Raw genomic sequence first — 18,541 nt, forward strand, 5'->3', positions numbered from 1 at the left:
GCATGACCGGCATCACCCTCGCCGTTCCGTCCAAGGGACGCCTTGAAGAACTCACCCGCGAATGGTTCGCGCAAAACAGCATGATCATCACCCGCCCCGGCGGCGCGCGCTCCTATCTGGGCGCCATCGAGGGCATGCCTGAGGTTACCGTCCGCTTCTTCCCGGCCTCCGAGATCGCCCGCGAACTCATTCGCGGCACCATCGATATCGGTGTCACCGGCCGCGACCTGATCCACGAAACCAGCGAGCAGGGCCCCGGCGCCGTCCACTTCGCCAAGCCCCTGGGCTTCGGTAATGCCGATGTGGTGGTCGCGGTACCCGACTCCTGGATCGACGTCACCCATATGCACGATCTGGCCGACGTCGCCTCCGATTTCCGCACCCGCCACGGCCGTTGGATGCGCATCGCCACCAAATACATCACCATAACCCGCCAGCATTTTGCCAAGGCGGGGATTGCCGAATACCGGACCGTTGAAAGCCTCGGCGCCACCGAAGCCGCACCCGCTTCGGGCGTCGCCGATATCGTTGTGGACATCACCACCACCGGCTCCACTCTCGCCGCCAATGGCCTGCGCGTCCTTGAAGATGGCGTCATGCTCCAAAGCGAGGCCTGCCTCATTGTCTCGCGAACTGCCGAACGTTCACCACCAAGCCAAGCCCAGCTCGACAGCTTCCTCACCAAACTCAGCGCCGAAATAGCCTCCTGAAACCCTGGTAGACCTCTTGGTGAGCCAGTCGAACCACGAGGTCGTCTCACCACAATCGCCACCCGCCCGAAAGCTGACCCATGCTTATCGACCCCATGATCCTTCTGGCGCTTGCGGGGGTCGGCATGCTGGCCGGCTTTGTGGATGCTGTGGCAGGCGGCGGCGGCATGATCGGCATTCCCGCCTTGCTTTTTGTTGGCCTGCCACCCGTATCGGCTCTCGCCACCAACAAGCTCCAGGGCGTGGTCGGCACGGCCATGGCCGCGCTCACCTTCTGGCGGCGCGGCTATGTCTCCTTGCGCGCACTGGTTCCCGCCATTGCGCTCACCTTTGCCGGCAGTCTCATCGGCGCCCTTGTCGTCAAGCAGGTTGACACGAGCCTCCTCCAGATCGCCGTGCCCGTCGCCCTGATCGGGATCGCACTTTACTTCCTGTTTTCCCCCAGCCTTTCCGACGCCGATCGCACGGCTCGCTTGCCATTTGCGCTGGCCGTCCCCGCCATCGGCTTCGTCCTCGGCTTCTATGATGGCATTTTCGGTCCCGGCACCGGCTCGTTCTTCACCATCTGCTTCGTGACGCTCCTGGGCCTGGGCGTCACCCGCGCCTCGGGCCACACCAAGGTGCTCAACTTCACCTCAAATTTAGCAGCACTGGTGATCTTTATTCCTGCCGGCGACGTCGTCTGGCCCGCCGCCATCGCCATGGCCATCGGCCAGCTGATCGGCGGCTATGCCGGCGCCCGCGCCGGCATCCGCTTCGGCGCCAAGCTTATCCGCCCTCTCGTGGTGGTCATTTCCGTCAGCATGGCCGTCAAGCTTCTGTTCTTCCCGTAGGGAAGGGCAGGCGCCTATTCCTCCGGCAGCCCCACCGCCTGGCGCAGGGCCGCATTGATCCGCTCCTGCCAGCCCGGCCCATCCTCCTGGAAGTGCTCCAGCACGGCGCGATCGAGACGCATCGTCACCATCTCCTTACCCGATGGCGGCACGACCTTCTTGGGTGCTGCCTCCGCTGGCTTGCTCGTCACCGCCTTGAACGCCGCTTCCGCCTGATCAAACGCGCTGCCGCGCCGTGGTGGTCTCATGTTTATCTCTCCCTCGAGCTTGCTCCCATTTGGTTCTAACCCGCCTGAGACAAACAAAAAAGGCGCAGTGTTTCCACTGCGCCTTTCCTTGAAGGTTCGTGACTGGGAAGAAACGAACCTCCAAGTCCTTAATCTTACTTTAGGCGGCAAAGGCCGCCCGGCCGTCGGCCGCACTCGCGTAGGGGCAGCGATCGGCGGCTTGCCGATCGCGATACGGCCCGTGAGCGAGAAGGAAACCTAGTTCGCTTTCGCGAACTAGAAATCCATGCCGCCCATGCCGCCCATGCCGCCGCCGCCTGGCATAGCAGGTGCTGCTTCCTTGGGGGCTTCCACGATCAGGGCTTCCGTCGTGATCAGGAGCGAAGCAACCGAAGCTGCGTCCTGCAGGGCGGTACGAACCACCTTCACCGGATCGATAACGCCGAGCTGGACGAGGTCGCCATATTCACCCGTTGCGGCGTTGTAGCCGAAGGTGGCGGCGTTGTTTTCCAGGATCTTACCGACAACCACGGAGCCTTCGGCACCGGCATTGTTGGCGATCTGGCGCACTGGCTCCTGCAGGGCACGGCGAACGATGGCAATACCAGCGTCCTGGTCCGCGTTGATGCCCTTGACGGTGAGGGCGTTCGAAGCACGGAGCAGCGCAACGCCACCGCCGGGCACGATGCCTTCTTCAACAGCAGCGCGGGTAGCGTTCAAGGCGTCGTCGACGCGGTCCTTGCGCTCCTTGACTTCCACTTCGGTAGAACCACCGACGCGGATCACGGCAACACCGCCAGCGAGCTTTGCCAGGCGTTCCTGCAGCTTTTCCTTGTCGTAGTCCGAAGTGGTTTCTTCGATCTGCGCCTTGATCTGGCCAACGCGGCCCTGGATGTCTTCCTGGGAGCCGGCACCATCAACGATCGTGGTGTTTTCCTTGGTGATCTCAACGCGCTTGGCGGTGCCGAGCATGTCGATGGTCACGTTCTCGAGCTTGATGCCGAGATCTTCGGAGATCACTTGGCCACCGGTCAGGATGGCGATGTCTTCGAGCATGGCCTTGCGGCGGTCGCCGAACCCAGGAGCCTTGACGGCAGCAACCTTGAGGCCGCCACGCAGACGGTTAACGACGAGGGTTGCAAGAGCCTCACCTTCGATGTCTTCGGCAATGATCAGCAGCGGACGCTGCGACTGCACAACCGATTCCAGGATCGGCAGGATAGCCTGCAGGTTCGAGAGCTTCTTTTCGTGCAGGAGGATCACTGGATCTTCCAGAACGGCGGTCATCTTCTCGGCATTGGTCACGAAGTATGGCGAGAGGTAACCACGGTCGAACTGCATGCCTTCAACGACGTCGAGTTCGGTCTCGGCGGTCTTGGCTTCTTCGACGGTGATAACACCCTCGTTGCCGACCTTCTGCATGGCTTCGGAGATCATTTCGCCGATGGACGATTCGCCATTAGCCGAAATGGTGCCAACCTGGGCAACTTCGGAGGAGGAGGTGATCTTCTTGGACGAAGCCTTGAGCGAAGCCACAACTTCGTCAACGGCCAGGTCGATGCCGCGCTTAAGATCCATTGGGTTGAAGCCGGCGGCAACAGCCTTCACGCCTTCAACAACGATGGCCTGACCCAGAACGGTCGCGGTGGTGGTGCCGTCGCCGGCAATATCGTTGGTCTTGGAAGCGACCGAGCGCAGCAGCTGTGCGCCGAGGTTTTCGAACTTGTCTTCCAGTTCGATTTCCTTGGCAACGGTCACGCCGTCCTTGGTGATGCGCGGTGCGCCGAACGACTTTTCGATAACGACGTTACGGCCCTTGGGACCCAGCGTTACCTTGACAGCGTTAGCAAGGATGTTGACGCCGCGGAGCATCTTGTCGCGTGCGTCGGTGGAGAACTTTACTTCTTTAGCGGCCATGGAGGGCGCTCCTTAAAGTGCAAATGGAGGGAAAAGGCAAAAGAAGCGCTTAGGCTTCGATGATGCCCATGATGTCCGACTCTTTCATGATCAGCAGGTCTTCACCGTCGACCTTGACTTCAGTGCCGCTCCACTTGCCAAACAGCACGCGGTCGCCGGCCTTCACGTCAAGCGCAGTGATCTTGCCCTGGTCGTCGCGCGCACCGGGGCCAACAGCAACGATCACGCCTTCGCTTGGCTTTTCCTTGGCGGTGTCGGGGATGATGATCCCGCCTTTGGTCTTTTCTTCGCTGTCGAGGCGACGAACGACCACACGGTCGTGCAGGGGACGGAAGCTCATGTTTGCTCCTATAGCATCTGAATGCAATTTGGTCCTTTAGCACTCACGCGAAGAGAGTGCTAACAAGGTGCACGGGATATATGGCTGCCCCTCTGAGGAGTCAAGGACGCGTGAACTGATCATCTTGTTTAGGCGTTAGAAAAGATCAGTTTCCAACCCATGGCAGGTAATCATGACGCGTCAATGTCTCGACAAGGATATCAAGATCAGGCCGGTCGAGGGGCGGGTGCACGTTATTTTCGACGATGCGGAAATCGCAAGTTCCCTCAATGCGCTCGAGCTGGATGAACCCGGCTCGCCCTTGCGCATCTATCTGCCCCGCAGCGATGTACGTGAAGACGTGCTCGAAATGTCCGAAACCCACACGACTTGCCCCTACAAGGGCGTTGCGTCCTATTACAACATCAAGACCCTGACCGCTAACGGACCCGACCAGGTCTGGTATTACCCCGACCCATGCCCGCTGGTCGAACCCATTCGCGACCACCTCGCCTTCTGGGGCGACAAGATCGAGTACCGCCGCTCCGAGGTCTAGCCCATCGGCTGTGCGCACACTTGTCCATCTACTCCCCCATGGTGCAGGCCGTGGCACATTGCCTGCCAACCTCCATGCGCCCAGCGGGTCGCGCGAACCGGCTAGCATGGAGGTCAGATGGGGCGGGAATGTTCGTGATTCCCGCAGGCAAGCGGAAGTGTCACCAATGCCTCTGGGAGGCTCAGGGACCAGAGTCGCGCGCGCCAGAAAATCCCATCGCATGTGGCGGGGCTTTGTCTCACTACTCTAAAATCAATCCGGGGCATCGCTCCGCCACATGCACGCTGATCATCACCGCACCTGGGGCGGCGCTTGCGTTCGCCCCCAAAACCACTTTCCCCCTTTAACCCCACGCCAAGCTGCGCCATAAGGCACCCATGACACAGGACAACGCACTCTCCATCAAGCTGCGCCTCAAGGGCGGCAGCGGTCCCAACGCCAACTGGCATTGGGAGATCCACGACGCTTCCGGCAAAATCGTCAAGACCGGCTCTGCTGTCGGCCCCGAGCACAAGGCTTTCGCCACCGCGCGGATCGCCAAGGAAAAGCTGGAGCAATCCTCCAGCCGCTAGGCCCGGCAACAAAGAGACCGTCGTGACCGATTCCGCGTCGCCTGCCGCGATCAGCCCCGCACAGCATCAGGGCGGACCCTTGCGCGGCATTACCCTCAAGGTGTTTTCTGTCTGCGCCTTTGTGGTCATGGCGACGCTGCTCAAGGCGACCCAAACCATTCCGGCGGGAGAACTCGTGTTCTTCCGCTGCTTCTTTGCCATTTTGCCTGTTGTTGCCTATCTCGGCTGGAAGCGGCAATTGCGTGTGGCGCTTTATACCGCCAACCCTTGGGGCCACGTGCTGCGCGCCCTGATCGGCGTTGTCTCCATGGGCCTGGGCTTTTTCGCTCTGACGCGCCTGCCACTGCCTGAAACCACCGCCATCCAATATGCGACGCCGCTTTTGATCGTGGTGTTCAGCGCGCTCCTTCTCAAGGAACGCGTGCATATTTTCCGCTGGAGCGCTGTCCTGATCGGGCTCGTCGGCGTCGTCATCATCCTTTGGCCGCGCCTGACGGTATTTTCCAGCGGCAACATGGATGACAGCGCCACCATCGGCGCCATCGCCTCCTTCTGCGCGGCCATCATGGCGGCGTTTGCCATGATGCAGGTGCGCAAGCTGGTGCAAACCGAGCGCACCGAAGCGATCGTCGTTTATTTCTTTATATGCGCCACGATCCTGTCGCTGCTGACCATCCCCTTCGGCTGGGTCATGCCAACGCCCGAGCAAGCATTCCTGCTGATCTGTGCGGGCTTTGCCGGCGGCGTCGGCCAGCTTTTGCTCACGTCATGCTACCGCTATGCCGACATGTCGGTGATCGCGCCGTTTGAATATGTCTCGCTGATCCTCACCATCATCATCGGCTTCGTAGTGTTCAGCGACATTCCCACGCCCACCATGCTGATCGGCGCCCTGATCATCGTCGCCTCCGGCATCGCCGTCATCCTGCGCGAACACTATCTCGGCTTGGATCGGGTAAAAGCCCGCGAAGCCAACACGCCCTGAGCCAACTTGTCCCCCAAGGCCCAGAGACCTTTTGGTGAGCCTGTCGAACCAGGTGGTCGAGTGAGTGGAGCGCCCCACATCCCAGATCGTCACCCTCGGGCTCGACCCGAGGGCTCTGTACTTATTTAAGAACTTCCAAGTGAAGAACCCTGGAGTTGGGCCGAGCCTCAGAGACCTTATGGTGAGCCTGTCGAACCACGAGGTCGAGCGAGTGGAGGCCGGGGTGCCACGCCCCCATCCTTCTACAGGCTCAGGATGAGGCCTACTGCACTAGCTCGCGACCGCCATCTCAGCCCACCCCTGCCGCTTCCGATAAATCGTGGAAGGACTTATCTCCAGCGCCGCTGCAGCCAACGAAACATTGCCGCCAAAGCTTGCAATCGCATCCTCGATGATGCGCTGCTCCTGCTGCCACATAGGCAAGATCGCACTGCGCTTTTCCACCCGCGGCGCTGCTTCGGCCGAAGCAATTGTCCCCCGCGACTCGATATCCGCGTTTGCCAGCATCGCGGCGGTCACTTCACCGCCATCAAACATCACCACCAGCCGCCGCACCAAATTCTGCAACTGCCGCACATTGCCCGGCCATTCCGCTGATGCCAGCGTCACCGCCGCTTCTGCCGAAAACCCTGCAAAAACCTTGCGTTCCTCGGCAGCATATTTCGCAAGGAAATGCCGTGCCAGCACCAGGATATCGCTGGGCCGTTGCCGCAGGGGTGGCAAATGGATCGGCAGGACATGCAGCCGGTAAAACAGATCCTCGCGGAACTTCTTTTCCCCGATCAGCTGCATGGGATTACGATTAGTGGCGCAGATCACGCGCACATCGACATTGCGCACCCCCGCTTCGCCAACCCGGCTCAGCGTTCCGGTCTGCAAAAAACGGAGGAGCTTGCTTTGCAGCGACAGATCCATTTCCCCGATCTCGTCGAGAAACAGCGTGCCCCCATCGGCCAGTTCTGCCGCGCCCTTGCGGTCTTCATGCGCTCCGGTAAAGGCGCCTCGTGCCACGCCGAACAATTCGCTTTCCATGAGGTCGCGCGGGATCGCCGCGCAATTGATCGCCACGAGCCGCTTGTTTGCCCTGGGCCCCTGGCTATGAAGCGCCTCGGCGCACACATCCTTGCCTGTGCCGCTTTCGCCGGTAATGAACACGGGCGCTGCCGAAGCCGCGATGCGCCCGATCTGCTCGTAAACAAACTGCATGGCGCTCGAAGCGCCAATAAACCCGGCGAAATCCGACAGCCCCTGTGCGGCCCGCGCCTCGATGCTCAGTGCCTTGGCCTTGCCATGCCGCTGCGCCAATTCCCCGATCCGCGCGACCATGGCCGGTCCATTGATGGGCTTGGCCACATAATCATGCGCCCCAGCCCGCATGGCGCCCACAGCCGCCGAAACCGAGGCGCCATCTGCCAGCGCCACCACCAGCGCCCCCTCAGCGAGACGCACGAGCCGCATCACAGCATCATCCGTCCGCTCGGAAAAATCCGACAGGCTCGAAAGATCGGCCAGAACGATATCGAACGGCCGCTCGCGCAGGAGATCCGCTGCCTGCCGCCCACCAGCCACCACGCTGATTCGCGTTGCGGCACCCAGGCTCTCGCCCAGCGTTTCCGTGATGGCGCGGGCACAATCCTCGTCTCGGTCGATCAGCAGGAGCCGTCCTGTGGCTTCGCTATCGGTTCGAGAGTGCATCGCCATGCCGCCATTCCTTTTCTTGTCGTCCTGCACCGGTTGTTGTGCGAACCCGGGCTTGCCCTGATTGTTGATGAACAGGGTAAATAATCCGTTCCGCACTTGCGTGTTTGTCCGGAGCCCGCCTGCCAACAAGCTTGGGAAGACAAGGGAACGGGCGCTTTTGCCTCGCCCGGTGCGATGCTAGAAGGATCAGGCCGAATCCCGGCTCTTGCGGAAGCTCAGAGGTTCCAGCGTGCAGGCCTTGGTCTACACCTTTATCGCCCTTGCTGCGATCGGCGCTGGCGCTACCGCCTATTTCGCCCTGGTTTTCACGCCCGCCGACGCCATCATGGTCACGGTGGTTTTTGGCTGCGTCTGCGTGGTCCTGATGGAGCGCATCTTGCGCCAGCGCGCCGAGAATCGCCTGGAAAAAGCCATCGAGGACCTTTCCCGGCTGCTCGCCACCGACGCGCAGGCCGGCGCCGTCCTTGGTCAGCGCATCAATGCCTTGGCCGACCAGAATGCCGGACAGCGCCTCGATGGCGTAGAGGCCGACATCTCGGTTCTGGGCACGGTGATCCGCCAGGTTGCAGAAGCAGTCGCTGACATCGAGGTGCGCGCATCCCAGCCTCAAAGCCAGGCGCGGGACCGGATGATCACCCCCGCGCCCCCTCCGCCCGTCCGCGAGCCCGAACCGATTATTCCCCTCGAAACAGTGCGCCAGGCGCTGGCTGAAAACCGGCTACTGTTTCACATCCAGCCGATCGTCACACTCCCCCAGCGCCGCCCACACGGCTATGACCTTGTTCCCCGCCTCATGCTGGAAGATGGCGATCTGGCCGATGCGCCCGATTTCCTGCCTCGCCAGGGCGGGGACGACGTGCGGCGGCACATTGAAGGGGTGGCGCTGGTTGAAGCCATCACCATTTCCCGCCGCGCCCGCACGGCCGGACAGCCCGTTACTCTCTATATTCCGCTGTCCCGCGCCACTTTTGGGGACACCACAGCCGCCGAGCAATTGCTGGCCTCCCTTGAAGCCAATCGTGCAATTGCTCCCTTCATGATCTTTGCCATCAGCGACACCGATTGGCAGGACCTGACCACGGCCGAACGCGCCATAGCTGACGCCATGGCCAAGAAAGGCGCCGGCTTCTCGCTCACTCATATGGGCTCGTTGCGGGTCGATGTGGCCGAACTTGCAGGGCAGGGGGTCCGCTCCCTGCGCATCGATGCCGGCCATTTCATCGAAAGCCCGCAAATCTATACCGACTTCCACGCATCCGACATCGCCAACTATGTTGCTCGCTTCGAAGTCTCGCTGCTTGCAACCGGCATCAGCAGCGAGCGCGAAATCGTTGAACTCCTGGACAACGGGATCCGCCTCGTCCAAGGCCCCCACATCGCTGCCCCCGGCCCTGTCCGCCCTGATCTGGTGGGCGAACCTACCCGCCCAATAGCTCAACTCCGGCGTGCGGAAATCTGAGCACCGACGGCAGTCCGCGGAGCAAAGATTGCTCCCAGTCACCGGCTGCACAGTCGACACCTCCCTCTTGCGGGGAGGGACCAAGGGAGGGGTTTTTGCGCCCTCGATCAGCTCAATGCCGGTACTCACGCAGCCAAGCCCATTCATTCCTCCCGCATCCCACCCATGCCCGTCCTTCCACACCCCGCCACCATTTCCCCTTGATCCCGCCACCCCGGCTGCCACATACAACACTCACCTTTCCACGCACCGGATAAAGCCATGACCGCCTCCCTGCCTTCCATCTCTGGCCTTTCGGATCTTGCCAGCCGCTATGATGCGGTTCTGAGCGATGTCTGGGGCGTGGTGCACAATGGCGTTTCGGCCTTTCCTAGCGCGGTGGACGCTCTCACGCAGTATCGGAACAAGGGCGGGAAGGTCGTCTTCATCACCAATGCACCCCGCCCATCGGGCCCACTGGTTGCCATGCTTGATCGCCTGGGCATCACCCCGGCCGCCTACGACGCCATTGTTTCTTCCGGCGATGCCACCCGTGCTATGATCGCCAAATACCGCGGCAAGCCCATTCACCATGTCGGCCCGCCCACCGAAGATGATTCGCTCTACGAAGGTCTCGACGTGCGCCGCGCTTCTGCCGAGGAAGCCGAAGCCATCGTCGTGACCGATCTCGACACAGACGACGACACCCCCGAAATGTACCGCGAGCGCGCCAAGCTTTGGCTCTCGCGCAAGCTCCCCATGATCTGTGCCAATCCTGACAGGGTGGTCGAACACGGCGAAAAGATCATCTACTGCGGCGGCGCGCTGGGCGATCTCTACGCGGCCATGGGCGGCATGGTCTTGATGGCTGGCAAGCCTTACCAGCCCATCTACGAGGAAGCCTTCCGCTTGGCCGAAGAAGCGGCCGGCCGCCCGCTCGACAAATCGCGCGTTCTCGCCATCGGCGACAGCGTGCGCACCGACGCCACTGGCGCTGCCCAGTTCGGCATCGACCTCCTGTTTGTCACCGGCTCGATCCACGCCGCCGAGCTCGACGCCTTCGGCAAGCCCGATCCGCAAGCTATCGCCGATCTGGTTGCGCCCAGCCGTGCCCACCTGGCCGGTTTCCTGCCGCGCCTGTCCTGGTAAAGCCCGTGAGCGATTTCATTCGCCTGGCCAATCTTGATGAGGTGCCGTCAAATCTGCGCGGCGCCTATGTCGCCATCGGCAATTTCGATGGCTTCCACCGTGGCCATCAGCAGGTGGTGGAAACCCTCAAGGCGCGTGCCAGCGAAGCGGGCGTTCCGGCGATGGTGCTCACCTTCGAGCCCCACCCACGCGACGTCTTTGCGCCCGCGCCCTTCATGTTCCGCCTGACGGATGGTGACGCCAAGGCGCGTCTTGCACAAACCTTTGGCCTTGACGCCATCGCCATTCTCCCCTTCGACCGCGCCTTCTCCCAGATTGAAGCCGAGGACTTCGTGTCCCGCTTCCTCGTGGATGCGCTGGGCGTCTCAGGGGTCATCGTTGGCGCCGATTTCCACTTCGGCCGCCAGCGTCGCGGCACGCCCAATTTCCTCAAAAGCGCCGGCGAGCAACATGGCTTTGCCGTCCAGACGCTGGATCTGGCGGACGAGGGCGACGAACCCATTTCCTCCTCCCGCATCCGCGCCGCGCTTTCCGAAGGCGCGGTCACCGCTGCCAATCGCCTCCTCGGCTACCACTGGTTTTTCGATGGCTGCGTGGTCAAGGGCGACCAGCGCGGCCGCGAGCTCGGTTATCCCACCGCCAACACTGTGACGCACACCAATTTCCAGCTTGCCCAAGGCGTCTATGCCGTTCGCGCCCGATTAGGCGACCGGCTCCTTGACGGCGTCGCCGCCTTTGGCAAACCCATGTTCAACAATCAGCGCCCGCCCTTTGAAACGCACATCTTCGATTTCGACGAAGACATCTATGGCCAGACGCTCACCATAGCCCTCATCGCCCACATCCGCGGCCAGGAAGTCTTCTCGGGCTTGGACCAGCTCATTGCCGCCATGGACCGTGACTCCCGCAAGGCGCGAGACCTTATTGCCGCAGCAAAACCGCTAAGCGAATTGGACGCCAAGCTGGGCTTTGTCGGCTAGGCCGCGTGGACCCACCCAAATCATCCTTTGCCCCCGCCGCCCCGCCTTGCTAAAAGGCCGCCAAACTCCTTTACCGATTGCCTGATCCCATGACCGATACAGCCACCGGCGCGACCGAAACCGACTATTCGTCGACCCTCTTCCTGCCGGAAACCAATTTTCCCATGCGCGCCGGCCTGCCCGATCGCGAGCCCATCTGGCTCAAGCGTTGGCAGGAAATGGATATTTACGGAGCTCAGCGGGAACAGGCCAAGGATCGGCCGCTCTTCACCATCCATGATGGCCCCCCCTATGCCAATGGCAACATCCATATCGGTCACGCGCTCAACAAGACGCTGAAGGACCTTGTGTCCCGCTCCATGCAGATGCTGGGCTACAACTCCGCTTATGTGCCGGGTTGGGATTGCCACGGCCTGCCTATCGAGTGGAAGATCGAGGAACAATACCGCGCCAAGGGCAAGGACAAGAACGAAGTTCCTGTTGTTGAATTCCGCCAGGAATGCCGCGCCTTTGCCGAGCAATGGGTTGGCATCCAGCGCGAGGAGTTCAAGCGGCTGGGCGTCTTGGGCGAATGGGACAATCCCTACCTCACCATGAGCTTTGACGCCGAAGCCCAGATCGCGCGCGAACTGATGAAGGTCGCCACCACCGGCCAGCTCTATCGCGGCTCCAAGCCGGTCATGTGGTCCGTCGTCGAACGCACGGCCCTGGCCGAAGCCGAAATCGAATATCAGGACTACGAGAGCGACACGATCTGGGTGAAGTTCCCGATATTTCTCGCTGGACGCGAAGGCAGCCAGATGAACCCCCTTGTCTCCGCTGGAGCTTCGGTGGTCATCTGGACGACCACCCCCTGGACCATCCCGGCCAACCGCGCCATCAGCTATTCGGGCAAGATCGCTTATGGCCTCTACGAGGTCACTCAGGCTCCCGCCGAGAATTGGGCCAAGGTTGGCGAGAAATACATCATTGCCGACAAGCTGGCCGCGGAAGTCTTCGCCAAGGCTAAGGTCGAAGCCTTCGAGAAGCGTGCTGATGTATCTGCTGAAGACATGGCGAGCCTCACCTGTTCGCATCCACTAAAGGGCCTCGCCGACGGCTACAACTTCCCCGTCCCCCTCCTTGATGGCGAGCACGTCACCGACGACGCGGGCACCGGCTTTGTCCATACCGCGCCCAGCCATGGCCTCGATGACTTCGAGATCTGGATGAACTCGACCCGTGCCCTCCAAGCGCGCGGCATCGACACCACCATCCCCTTCGCCGTTGACGATGCCGGCTTCTACACAGCGGAAGCGCCGGGCTTGGAAGGCGCACGCGTGATCGACGACAACGGTAAGAAGGGCGACGCCAACCAGCGCGTCATCACGGCTCTTGCGGAACGCGGCGCCATGGTCGCCCGTGGCCGCGTCAAGCACCAATACCCCCATTCCTGGCGCTCCAAGAAGCCGGTTATCTTCCGCAACACGCCGCAATGGTTCGTCTACATGGACCGGCCGATCGAAGGTGCCGAGGGCGATACGCTGCGCCATCGTGCCCTCAACGCCATCGACGCGACCCGCTTCTACCCCGCCGCCGGGCAAAATCGCCTCCGTTCCATGATCGCCGATCGCCCCGATTGGGTCCTCTCGCGCCAGCGCGCCTGGGGCGTGCCGATCACCGTCTTCGTGGAAAAAGCCACCGGCGAAATCCTCAAGGACGAAGCGGTTAATCACCGCATCGCCCAGAGCTTCGAGGAAGAAGGCGCCGACGCCTGGTACAAGGAGGGCGCTGCCGCCCGCTATCTCGGCGAAACGCGCAATCCCGATGACTACGAAATGGTCACCGACATTCTCGACGTCTGGTTCGACTCCGGCTCGACCCACTCCTTCGTGCTGCGCAACAAGCAGAAATGGCCGCACCTCAAATTCCCGGCCTCCATGTATCTGGAAGGCTCGGACCAGCACCGCGGCTGGTTCCATTCGTCCCTGCTTGAATCCTGCGCCACTAACGGCCACGCGCCCTATGAAAGCGTGCTGACCCATGGCTTCACCATGGATGGCGAAGGCAAGAAGATGAGCAAGTCGCTGGGCAACACCGTCGCCCCGCAGGACATCATCAAGCAATACGGCGCCGATATCCTGCGCCTCTGGGTTGCGTCATCCGACTATTCGGAAGATCTGCGCCTGGGCAAGGAGATCATCCAGACCACCGTCGACAGCTACCGCAAGCTGCGCAACACGCTGCGCTGGCTGCTGGGCAATCTCGCCCACTATCAGCCAAGTGACGCAGTCGATTTTGCTGACATGCCCGAACTCGAGCAGCTGATCCTTCATCGCCTCGCCCAGCTCGATGGGCAGGTGCGTGACGCCTACAAGGAATATGACTACCGCCGGATCGTCACGCTCCTTACCAATTTCATGAACATCGAGCTGTCGGCCTTTTATTTCGACATCCGCAAAGACGCGCTCTACTGCGATCCAATCTCCTCCATCCGCCGCAAGGCGGCGCTGACGGTTCTCAACCATCTTTTCGAGTGCCTCACCGCCTGGCTCGCCCCTATCCTGGTCTTCACCATGGAAGAAGTCTGGCTCGAGCGCTTCCCCCAAGAAGGCTCGTCCGTCCATCTGCGCCTCTTCCCCGAAGTACCGGCTGAGTGGATCAATGACGAGCTCGCCGCAAAGTGGCAGCTGATCCGCGCTGTTCGTCGCGTGGTGACTGGAGCACTGGAAATCGAGCGCCGCGAAAAGCGCATCGGCTCCTCGCTTGAGGCTGCACCCAAGGTCTTCATTGCCGACGAGCGCTATCGCACGGCCCTCCAAGGCCAGGACCTCGCCGAGATTGCCATCACCTCCGATATCGAAGTGATCGCCGGAACCGGCGAAGGCTTCACCCTGGAAGACGTGCCCGGTGTCGCCGTTGCGCCGGCTCTAGCCGAGGGCAATCGCTGTGCCCGCTCCTGGAAGATCCTGCCTGAAGTGGGCACCGACCCTGACTTCCCCGATGTCACCCTGCGCGACGCCCAAGCCCTGCGCGAACGCGCCGCGGCAGGGCTGTAGCGCTTGATGGCTAGCCACCCCCACCTAACCTCCCCCTCGAAGGGGGAGGAACTACACCGCGCAAGTGGCAATATCCCGCCACATCCACAAACTTGTCCCTCCCCCTCCCAGGGGGAGGCTAGGTGGGGGTCTCGCCCATGAATCTCCGCTCCTGGACCCACCCCTCCGTCTACATCTCCCTCACCACCGCCATCCTCGCCTTTGGCCTTGATCGCGCCCACAAGGGCTTTCAGGTATCCGGTGAATGTATTGCCCCCGGCGCTGCGCCATGCGTCGAGATCTTTTCGAGCTTCATACCCTTTGCCATGACCAATTGGCGCGGCGGTGAAGTCGTTCGCGTCACCGATTTCTTCGATTATGTCCTGGTCTGGAACACTGGCATTTCCTATGGCCTGCTGGAAGGCCTGCCCGTCTGGGTTCTGGGCGTGATCATGCTCGTGGCCATTGCAGCCCTTTCGGTCTGGTGGTGGCGCGCCGATTCAAGCCTGATCCGCATAGGCCTTGCCCTTTGCATCGGGGGCGCTCTTTCCAACGCGCTGGATCGGTTCCTTTATGGCGCCGTGGCCGACTTCTTCCACCTCCACTGGGGCACCTGGTCGTTCTACATCTTCAACATTGCCGATGTGGCAATAACCGCGGGCGTTATCCTCTTGCTCGCCGATCTTCTTGGGCTGGGACGCAGAAAATCGAGCGCATAGTTCTTGGCGAACACGGTCCCGCCAGAATCTGGTCTTAGGCGCCAAAGTGCGCTATAAGCGCGGCCGAAAAGGTGAAGGACGTTTCATGGCAATTGGTTTGACCGCGGAGCAGGCAAAACTCTCTGGGCTGTTCGGGGCCGGCAAGGCTGTCGGAGGCATCCTGCTGGCTATGGCGCTGGCTGCCTGCACCACGGTGGAAGGCACCAATGCCCTCACCGACGTTGGCACGTTCGAGCGCGAAGTGATGAGCTCCACCGCCCGGGGCGTTGGCCTCATTCCTGGCGAAAAGCCCAAGGAAGACTTGACCAAGCCACGGGCGCCCCTGGTGCTGCCCGGCTCTGCCCAGACCCTGCCGCCGCCGTCCACCACGACGGCCAAGGCGCAACTGCCCGCCAATAGCGACACTGTCCAGATCAACACCGCTAACCTCAGCGAAGCCGATATCCAGCGCCTTCGCAATGCCAAGGTAGTCGATTTGCGCTCCGTATCCGGCCGTCCGCTGACCGACGCCGAAGCTCGCGCACTCACTGCCCGTATGCAGCGCGCCAATATGAGCGTCACCGTCAACACCGATCGCCCGCTTTACCTGCCACCGGAAGAATACTTCACCCGCGTCGGCGATGCCGAAATGGTCTGCGCCGTCGGCAATGGCGAGATCGTCTCCATCAACGATCCAAAATGCCCCGCAAAGGTGCGCAATGCCATCCGCGCTGCCCAGGCGCCCAAGCTCAACAATGCCGGCACGCCAGGTTCCCTGAGCTCTGGTGTTGGTGCCGGGCTGACCAACGACGACACCACTCTCGACTAGGCCCTTTGCGTCTGGTCCATCGGAATATCGAGCGGCTGGTTCACCCAGCCGCTTCTCGTTTTTCGCGCCGCCCCATCGGGTCCCGCATGTCATGAAAGAACTATCGCTATGAGCGACACTACCCCCTCCAAGCCAGACACCGGCGATCGCCTTGCCAAGGTCATTGCCCGTTCCGGCCTCTGCTCGCGCCGCGACGCCGAAGCCTGGATCACCGAAGGCCGCGTCGTGGTCAACGGCAAGAAGGTGCTGACCCCGGCCTTCAACGTCACCGACCGCGACAAGATCATGGTGGATGGCGCGCCCCTCGCCGCCCGCCAGGGCACGCGCGTCTGGCTCTACCACAAGCCCGCGGGCCTCGTGGTCACCGAGAAGGATCCCGAAGGCCGCGATACTGTTTTCGAGCACCTCGAACAGCTCGGCCTTCCCCGCGTCGTTTCCGTGGGTCGCCTCGATATCAACACTGAAGGCCTCCTGCTCGTCACTAATGACGGCGGCCTCAAGCGCGTGCTCGAACTGCCCGCAACTGGCTGGCTGCGCCGCTATCGCGTTCGCGCTCATGGCAGTGTCACCCAAGCTGCCCTCGACAAGCTCAAGGACGGCATCGAGATCGATGGCATCCGCTATGGCTCCATCGAAGCCACGCTGGAGCGCGAGCAGGGCTCCAATGTCTGGATCGTCATGGCTCTGCGCGAAGGCAAGAACCGTGAAGTCAAAAACGTCCTGGGTGCGCTGGGCCTCGAGGTCAATCGCCTGATCCGCGTCAGCTACGGTCCTTTCCAGCTCGGCGACATCCCGGTGGGTGGCATCGAGACCGTCAAGGCCTCCACCCTACGCGACCAGCTAGGCAAAAAGCTCGCCGAAGCTGCGGACGTCGATTTCGACAGCGAAATGCCCGAAGTGCACCAGCTTGTCGGCAAGCCCACGCGTGACCGCCTCACCGGCCGCGGCACCAACACGGTGGAAATCGCGCGCCAGCGCTTCCGCTTTACCGACCATGCCGAAAAGAGCGAGGAGGAGTGGCGCGCGGAGCGTCCTCGCCAGGATCGTCCCGGCCGGTTCGACAGCCGCAAGCCCATGCCCAAGCGGGACGAGCGCGAAGAAGAAACCGCGCCACCACGCCGCATCCATTTCGACGACGACGGTCGCGCGCCCGAGGAGTTTGTTCAGAAGCGTCTGGGCAAGCCAGGCTGGCGCGATCCGGACGATCAACCCGCGCGCAGCTTCGGCAAGAAGCCGGAACGTGCACCGGGTGCCAAGAAGCCGTTCGAGAAGAAGGCCTTCGGCGATAAGCCAGCCTTTGGAAAGAAGTCGTTTGGCGACAAACCCGCTCTCGACAAGCCGCGCGGTCCGCGCCGTGAAGATGGTGATCGGCCAAAGCGTCCCTTTAATGCGCGTCCTGAAGGAGGCGAGCGTCCGCCACGCGATCGCGAGTTCACCGGCACGCCCCGTGGTCCACGCCGCAACGACGCCGCCGCTGCCGAAGGCCCACGCACCTATACGCCCCGCTTGCGCCCTGACAGCGAAAAGGGCGAGGGCGCAGCCTTCCGTGGCGAAGCCAAGCGCCCCGGCCGCAACTTCTCCGAAAAGCACCGCAGCTTCCGCCCCGAGGGCGATCGTCCCGCGCGTCCTGCACGCCCGGGTCGCGATCACCTCGGCTCCGAAAGCAAGACCTATGGCAAGCCCAAGACCCGCGCCGACGGAAAGCCTTTCCCCAAGCGCGACGGCGCCGCACCGCAGCGCGGTCCAAAGCCTGGCGGGCGTCCAACGGGGGCAGGGCGCCCGGGCGCCGCTCGTCCGGGTGCTGGACGGCCCACCGGTCCTCGTCGTCCCAAGGCCTGACCGCTCTCACCGGCCGTCACCCTCGGGCTTGACCCGAGGGCTCTGCACTAGCCAGGCAAGCGATCAAATATGGCGCCCTCGGGTCATCGCCCGAGGGTGACATCCGGCGAACGTCTGTCTGCTGCATTATCCATCCGGAGCCTCCCATGCGCATCATCGCCGGCAAATATCGCGGCAAACCGCTGACCTCACCCGCCGACGACTCGATCCGCCCAACTGCCGATCGCGTGCGCGAATCCATGTTCAACATTCTCTCGAGCAAGCTGGGCCCGGTCTTTACCGATCTGCGCGTGCTTGACCTCTTTGCCGGCACCGGCGCGCTCGGCTTCGAAGCCCTGTCCCGCGGCGCCAGCCACGTCACCTTTGTTGAGACCGGCGCCGAAGGCCGCGGCCTCATCCGCGACCACATCGAAGCGTTTGGGGCAGGGGGCGTCACCAAGCTCCTCCGCCGCGACGCCACGAACCTCGGCACCCCCGGAACCTTCGGCCAATTCGATCTCGTCTTCCTCGATCCCCCCTATGGCCAGGGCCTGGGCGAACAAGCCCTCGCCAATGTCGCCGCGAACGGCTGGCTCACGGCCGGCGCCACCATCGTGTTCGAGGAAAGCGCGGAAGCCGACATCACCATCCCCGAGGGCTTCACCCTCGACGACCGCCGCATCTACGGCGCCGCAGCAGTGCATTTCTTGACGTTTAGCCCTGTCGCTGAGCCCACAACTCAGCCTTGAACGTCACCGATCATGCAGTCGACACCCTCCCCCTTGCGGGGAG

At 62.3% G+C, this 18,541-nt stretch carries 17 protein-coding genes; 13 read left to right on the forward strand and 4 right to left on the reverse strand.

Translation table 11 applies throughout. From position 1 onward, the window contains the following. The first annotated feature begins 2 nt into the window (after positions 1-2). Together hisG and DDE77_RS00945 are read left to right on the forward strand one after the other, a co-directional pair. Entirely contained in the window at positions 3-710 is a 708-nt protein-coding gene (hisG, locus tag DDE77_RS00940; protein WP_108395553.1) for an ATP phosphoribosyltransferase, read from the forward strand. Between the two features lie 80 nt (positions 711-790). Beyond that, a complete protein-coding gene (locus DDE77_RS00945) occupies positions 791-1,543 on the forward strand; it encodes a TSUP family transporter (protein ID WP_108395554.1) in 753 nt (250 codons plus the stop codon). Between the two features lie 14 nt (positions 1,544-1,557). Here DDE77_RS00945 and DDE77_RS00950 read toward each other — a convergent pair whose 3' ends face one another. From DDE77_RS00950 to groES, 3 genes are all read right to left on the reverse strand, one after another. Further along, complete coding sequence (locus DDE77_RS00950) at positions 1,558-1,791, reverse strand: BrnA antitoxin family protein (RefSeq protein ID WP_108395555.1); 234 nt, start codon at positions 1,789-1,791, stop codon at positions 1,558-1,560. 255 nt (positions 1,792-2,046) lie between these two features. Next, a complete protein-coding gene (gene groL, locus DDE77_RS00955) occupies positions 2,047-3,687 on the reverse strand; it encodes a chaperonin GroEL (RefSeq protein ID WP_108395556.1) in 1,641 nt (546 codons plus the stop codon). A 49-nt stretch (positions 3,688-3,736) separates the two neighbouring features. Beyond that, positions 3,737-4,027, reverse strand: a complete 291-nt coding sequence (gene groES / locus DDE77_RS00960; protein WP_108395557.1) for a co-chaperone GroES — start codon at positions 4,025-4,027, stop codon at positions 3,737-3,739. Between the two features lie 172 nt (positions 4,028-4,199). Here groES and DDE77_RS00965 point away from each other — a divergent pair, with 172 nt between their 5' ends. From DDE77_RS00965 to DDE77_RS00975, 3 genes are all read left to right on the forward strand, one after another. Then, positions 4,200-4,562, forward strand: a complete 363-nt coding sequence (locus DDE77_RS00965; RefSeq protein ID WP_108395558.1) for a DUF427 domain-containing protein — start codon at positions 4,200-4,202, stop codon at positions 4,560-4,562. 377 nt (positions 4,563-4,939) lie between these two features. After that, the gene (locus DDE77_RS00970) at positions 4,940-5,134 is read left to right on the forward strand and encodes a hypothetical protein (protein ID WP_108395559.1); all 195 of its coding nucleotides are present in this window, start codon (positions 4,940-4,942) and stop codon (positions 5,132-5,134) included. A 22-nt stretch (positions 5,135-5,156) separates the two neighbouring features. Then, complete coding sequence (locus DDE77_RS00975; RefSeq protein ID WP_108395560.1) at positions 5,157-6,119, forward strand: DMT family transporter; 963 nt, start codon at positions 5,157-5,159, stop codon at positions 6,117-6,119. Between the two features lie 270 nt (positions 6,120-6,389). Here the strand turns inward: DDE77_RS00975 and DDE77_RS00980 are convergent, their stop codons facing one another. After that, positions 6,390-7,916 carry a sigma-54-dependent transcriptional regulator gene (locus tag DDE77_RS00980; RefSeq protein WP_245895037.1) on the reverse strand — a complete coding sequence of 509 codons (1,527 nt, stop codon included), beginning with the start codon at positions 7,914-7,916 and terminating at the stop codon, positions 6,390-6,392. 133 nt (positions 7,917-8,049) lie between these two features. Here DDE77_RS00980 and DDE77_RS00985 point away from each other — a divergent pair, with 133 nt between their 5' ends. From DDE77_RS00985 to rsmD, 8 genes are all read left to right on the forward strand, one after another. Then, a complete protein-coding gene (locus DDE77_RS00985) occupies positions 8,050-9,279 on the forward strand; it encodes an EAL domain-containing protein (protein WP_108395561.1) in 1,230 nt (409 codons plus the stop codon). Between the two features lie 261 nt (positions 9,280-9,540). Beyond that, a complete protein-coding gene (locus DDE77_RS00990) occupies positions 9,541-10,407 on the forward strand; it encodes a TIGR01459 family HAD-type hydrolase (RefSeq protein ID WP_108395562.1) in 867 nt (288 codons plus the stop codon). A 5-nt stretch (positions 10,408-10,412) separates the two neighbouring features. Then, positions 10,413-11,387 carry a bifunctional riboflavin kinase/FAD synthetase gene (locus DDE77_RS00995; protein WP_210204317.1) on the forward strand — a complete coding sequence of 325 codons (975 nt, stop codon included), beginning with the start codon at positions 10,413-10,415 and terminating at the stop codon, positions 11,385-11,387. 89 nt (positions 11,388-11,476) lie between these two features. Next, the gene (gene ileS / locus DDE77_RS01000) at positions 11,477-14,425 is read left to right on the forward strand and encodes an isoleucine--tRNA ligase (RefSeq protein WP_108395564.1); all 2,949 of its coding nucleotides are present in this window, start codon (positions 11,477-11,479) and stop codon (positions 14,423-14,425) included. A 137-nt stretch (positions 14,426-14,562) separates the two neighbouring features. After that, positions 14,563-15,123: a signal peptidase II gene (gene lspA / locus DDE77_RS01005; protein ID WP_245895038.1), complete on the forward strand. Its 561-nt coding sequence runs from the start codon at positions 14,563-14,565 to the stop codon at positions 15,121-15,123. An 85-nt stretch (positions 15,124-15,208) separates the two neighbouring features. Further along, the gene (locus tag DDE77_RS01010) at positions 15,209-15,931 is read left to right on the forward strand and encodes a hypothetical protein (protein WP_108395565.1); all 723 of its coding nucleotides are present in this window, start codon (positions 15,209-15,211) and stop codon (positions 15,929-15,931) included. 108 nt (positions 15,932-16,039) lie between these two features. Then, the gene (locus DDE77_RS01015; RefSeq protein WP_108395566.1) at positions 16,040-17,770 is read left to right on the forward strand and encodes a pseudouridine synthase; all 1,731 of its coding nucleotides are present in this window, start codon (positions 16,040-16,042) and stop codon (positions 17,768-17,770) included. A 146-nt stretch (positions 17,771-17,916) separates the two neighbouring features. Then, entirely contained in the window at positions 17,917-18,498 is a 582-nt protein-coding gene (gene rsmD, locus DDE77_RS01020; RefSeq protein ID WP_108395567.1) for a 16S rRNA (guanine(966)-N(2))-methyltransferase RsmD, read from the forward strand. The last annotated feature ends 43 nt before the right edge of the window (positions 18,499-18,541 follow it).

The sequence above is a fragment of the Devosia submarina genome, from assembly GCF_003056345.1.
In the GTDB taxonomy this organism is placed as follows: domain Bacteria; phylum Pseudomonadota; class Alphaproteobacteria; order Rhizobiales; family Devosiaceae; genus Devosia; species Devosia submarina.

What these genes read in the sequence shown, in the direction of transcription:
- hisG (WP_108395553.1), top strand. Translation starts at nt 3, where the DNA reads ATGACCGGCATCACCCTCGCCGTTCCGTCCAAGGGACGCCTTGAAGAA.
- DDE77_RS00945 (WP_108395554.1), top strand. Translation starts at nt 791, where the DNA reads ATGCTTATCGACCCCATGATCCTTCTGGCGCTTGCGGGGGTCGGCATG.
- DDE77_RS00950 (WP_108395555.1), bottom strand. Translation starts at nt 1,791, where the DNA reads ATGAGACCACCACGGCGCGGCAGCGCGTTTGATCAGGCGGAAGCGGCG.
- groL (WP_108395556.1), bottom strand. Translation starts at nt 3,687, where the DNA reads ATGGCCGCTAAAGAAGTAAAGTTCTCCACCGACGCACGCGACAAGATG.
- groES (WP_108395557.1), bottom strand. Translation starts at nt 4,027, where the DNA reads ATGAGCTTCCGTCCCCTGCACGACCGTGTGGTCGTTCGTCGCCTCGAC.
- DDE77_RS00965 (WP_108395558.1), top strand. Translation starts at nt 4,200, where the DNA reads ATGACGCGTCAATGTCTCGACAAGGATATCAAGATCAGGCCGGTCGAG.
- DDE77_RS00970 (WP_108395559.1), top strand. Translation starts at nt 4,940, where the DNA reads ATGACACAGGACAACGCACTCTCCATCAAGCTGCGCCTCAAGGGCGGC.
- DDE77_RS00990 (WP_108395562.1), top strand. Translation starts at nt 9,541, where the DNA reads ATGACCGCCTCCCTGCCTTCCATCTCTGGCCTTTCGGATCTTGCCAGC.
- ileS (WP_108395564.1), top strand. Translation starts at nt 11,477, where the DNA reads ATGACCGATACAGCCACCGGCGCGACCGAAACCGACTATTCGTCGACC.
- lspA (WP_245895038.1), top strand. Translation starts at nt 14,563, where the DNA reads ATGAATCTCCGCTCCTGGACCCACCCCTCCGTCTACATCTCCCTCACC.
- DDE77_RS01010 (WP_108395565.1), top strand. Translation starts at nt 15,209, where the DNA reads ATGGCAATTGGTTTGACCGCGGAGCAGGCAAAACTCTCTGGGCTGTTC.
- DDE77_RS01015 (WP_108395566.1), top strand. Translation starts at nt 16,040, where the DNA reads ATGAGCGACACTACCCCCTCCAAGCCAGACACCGGCGATCGCCTTGCC.
- rsmD (WP_108395567.1), top strand. Translation starts at nt 17,917, where the DNA reads ATGCGCATCATCGCCGGCAAATATCGCGGCAAACCGCTGACCTCACCC.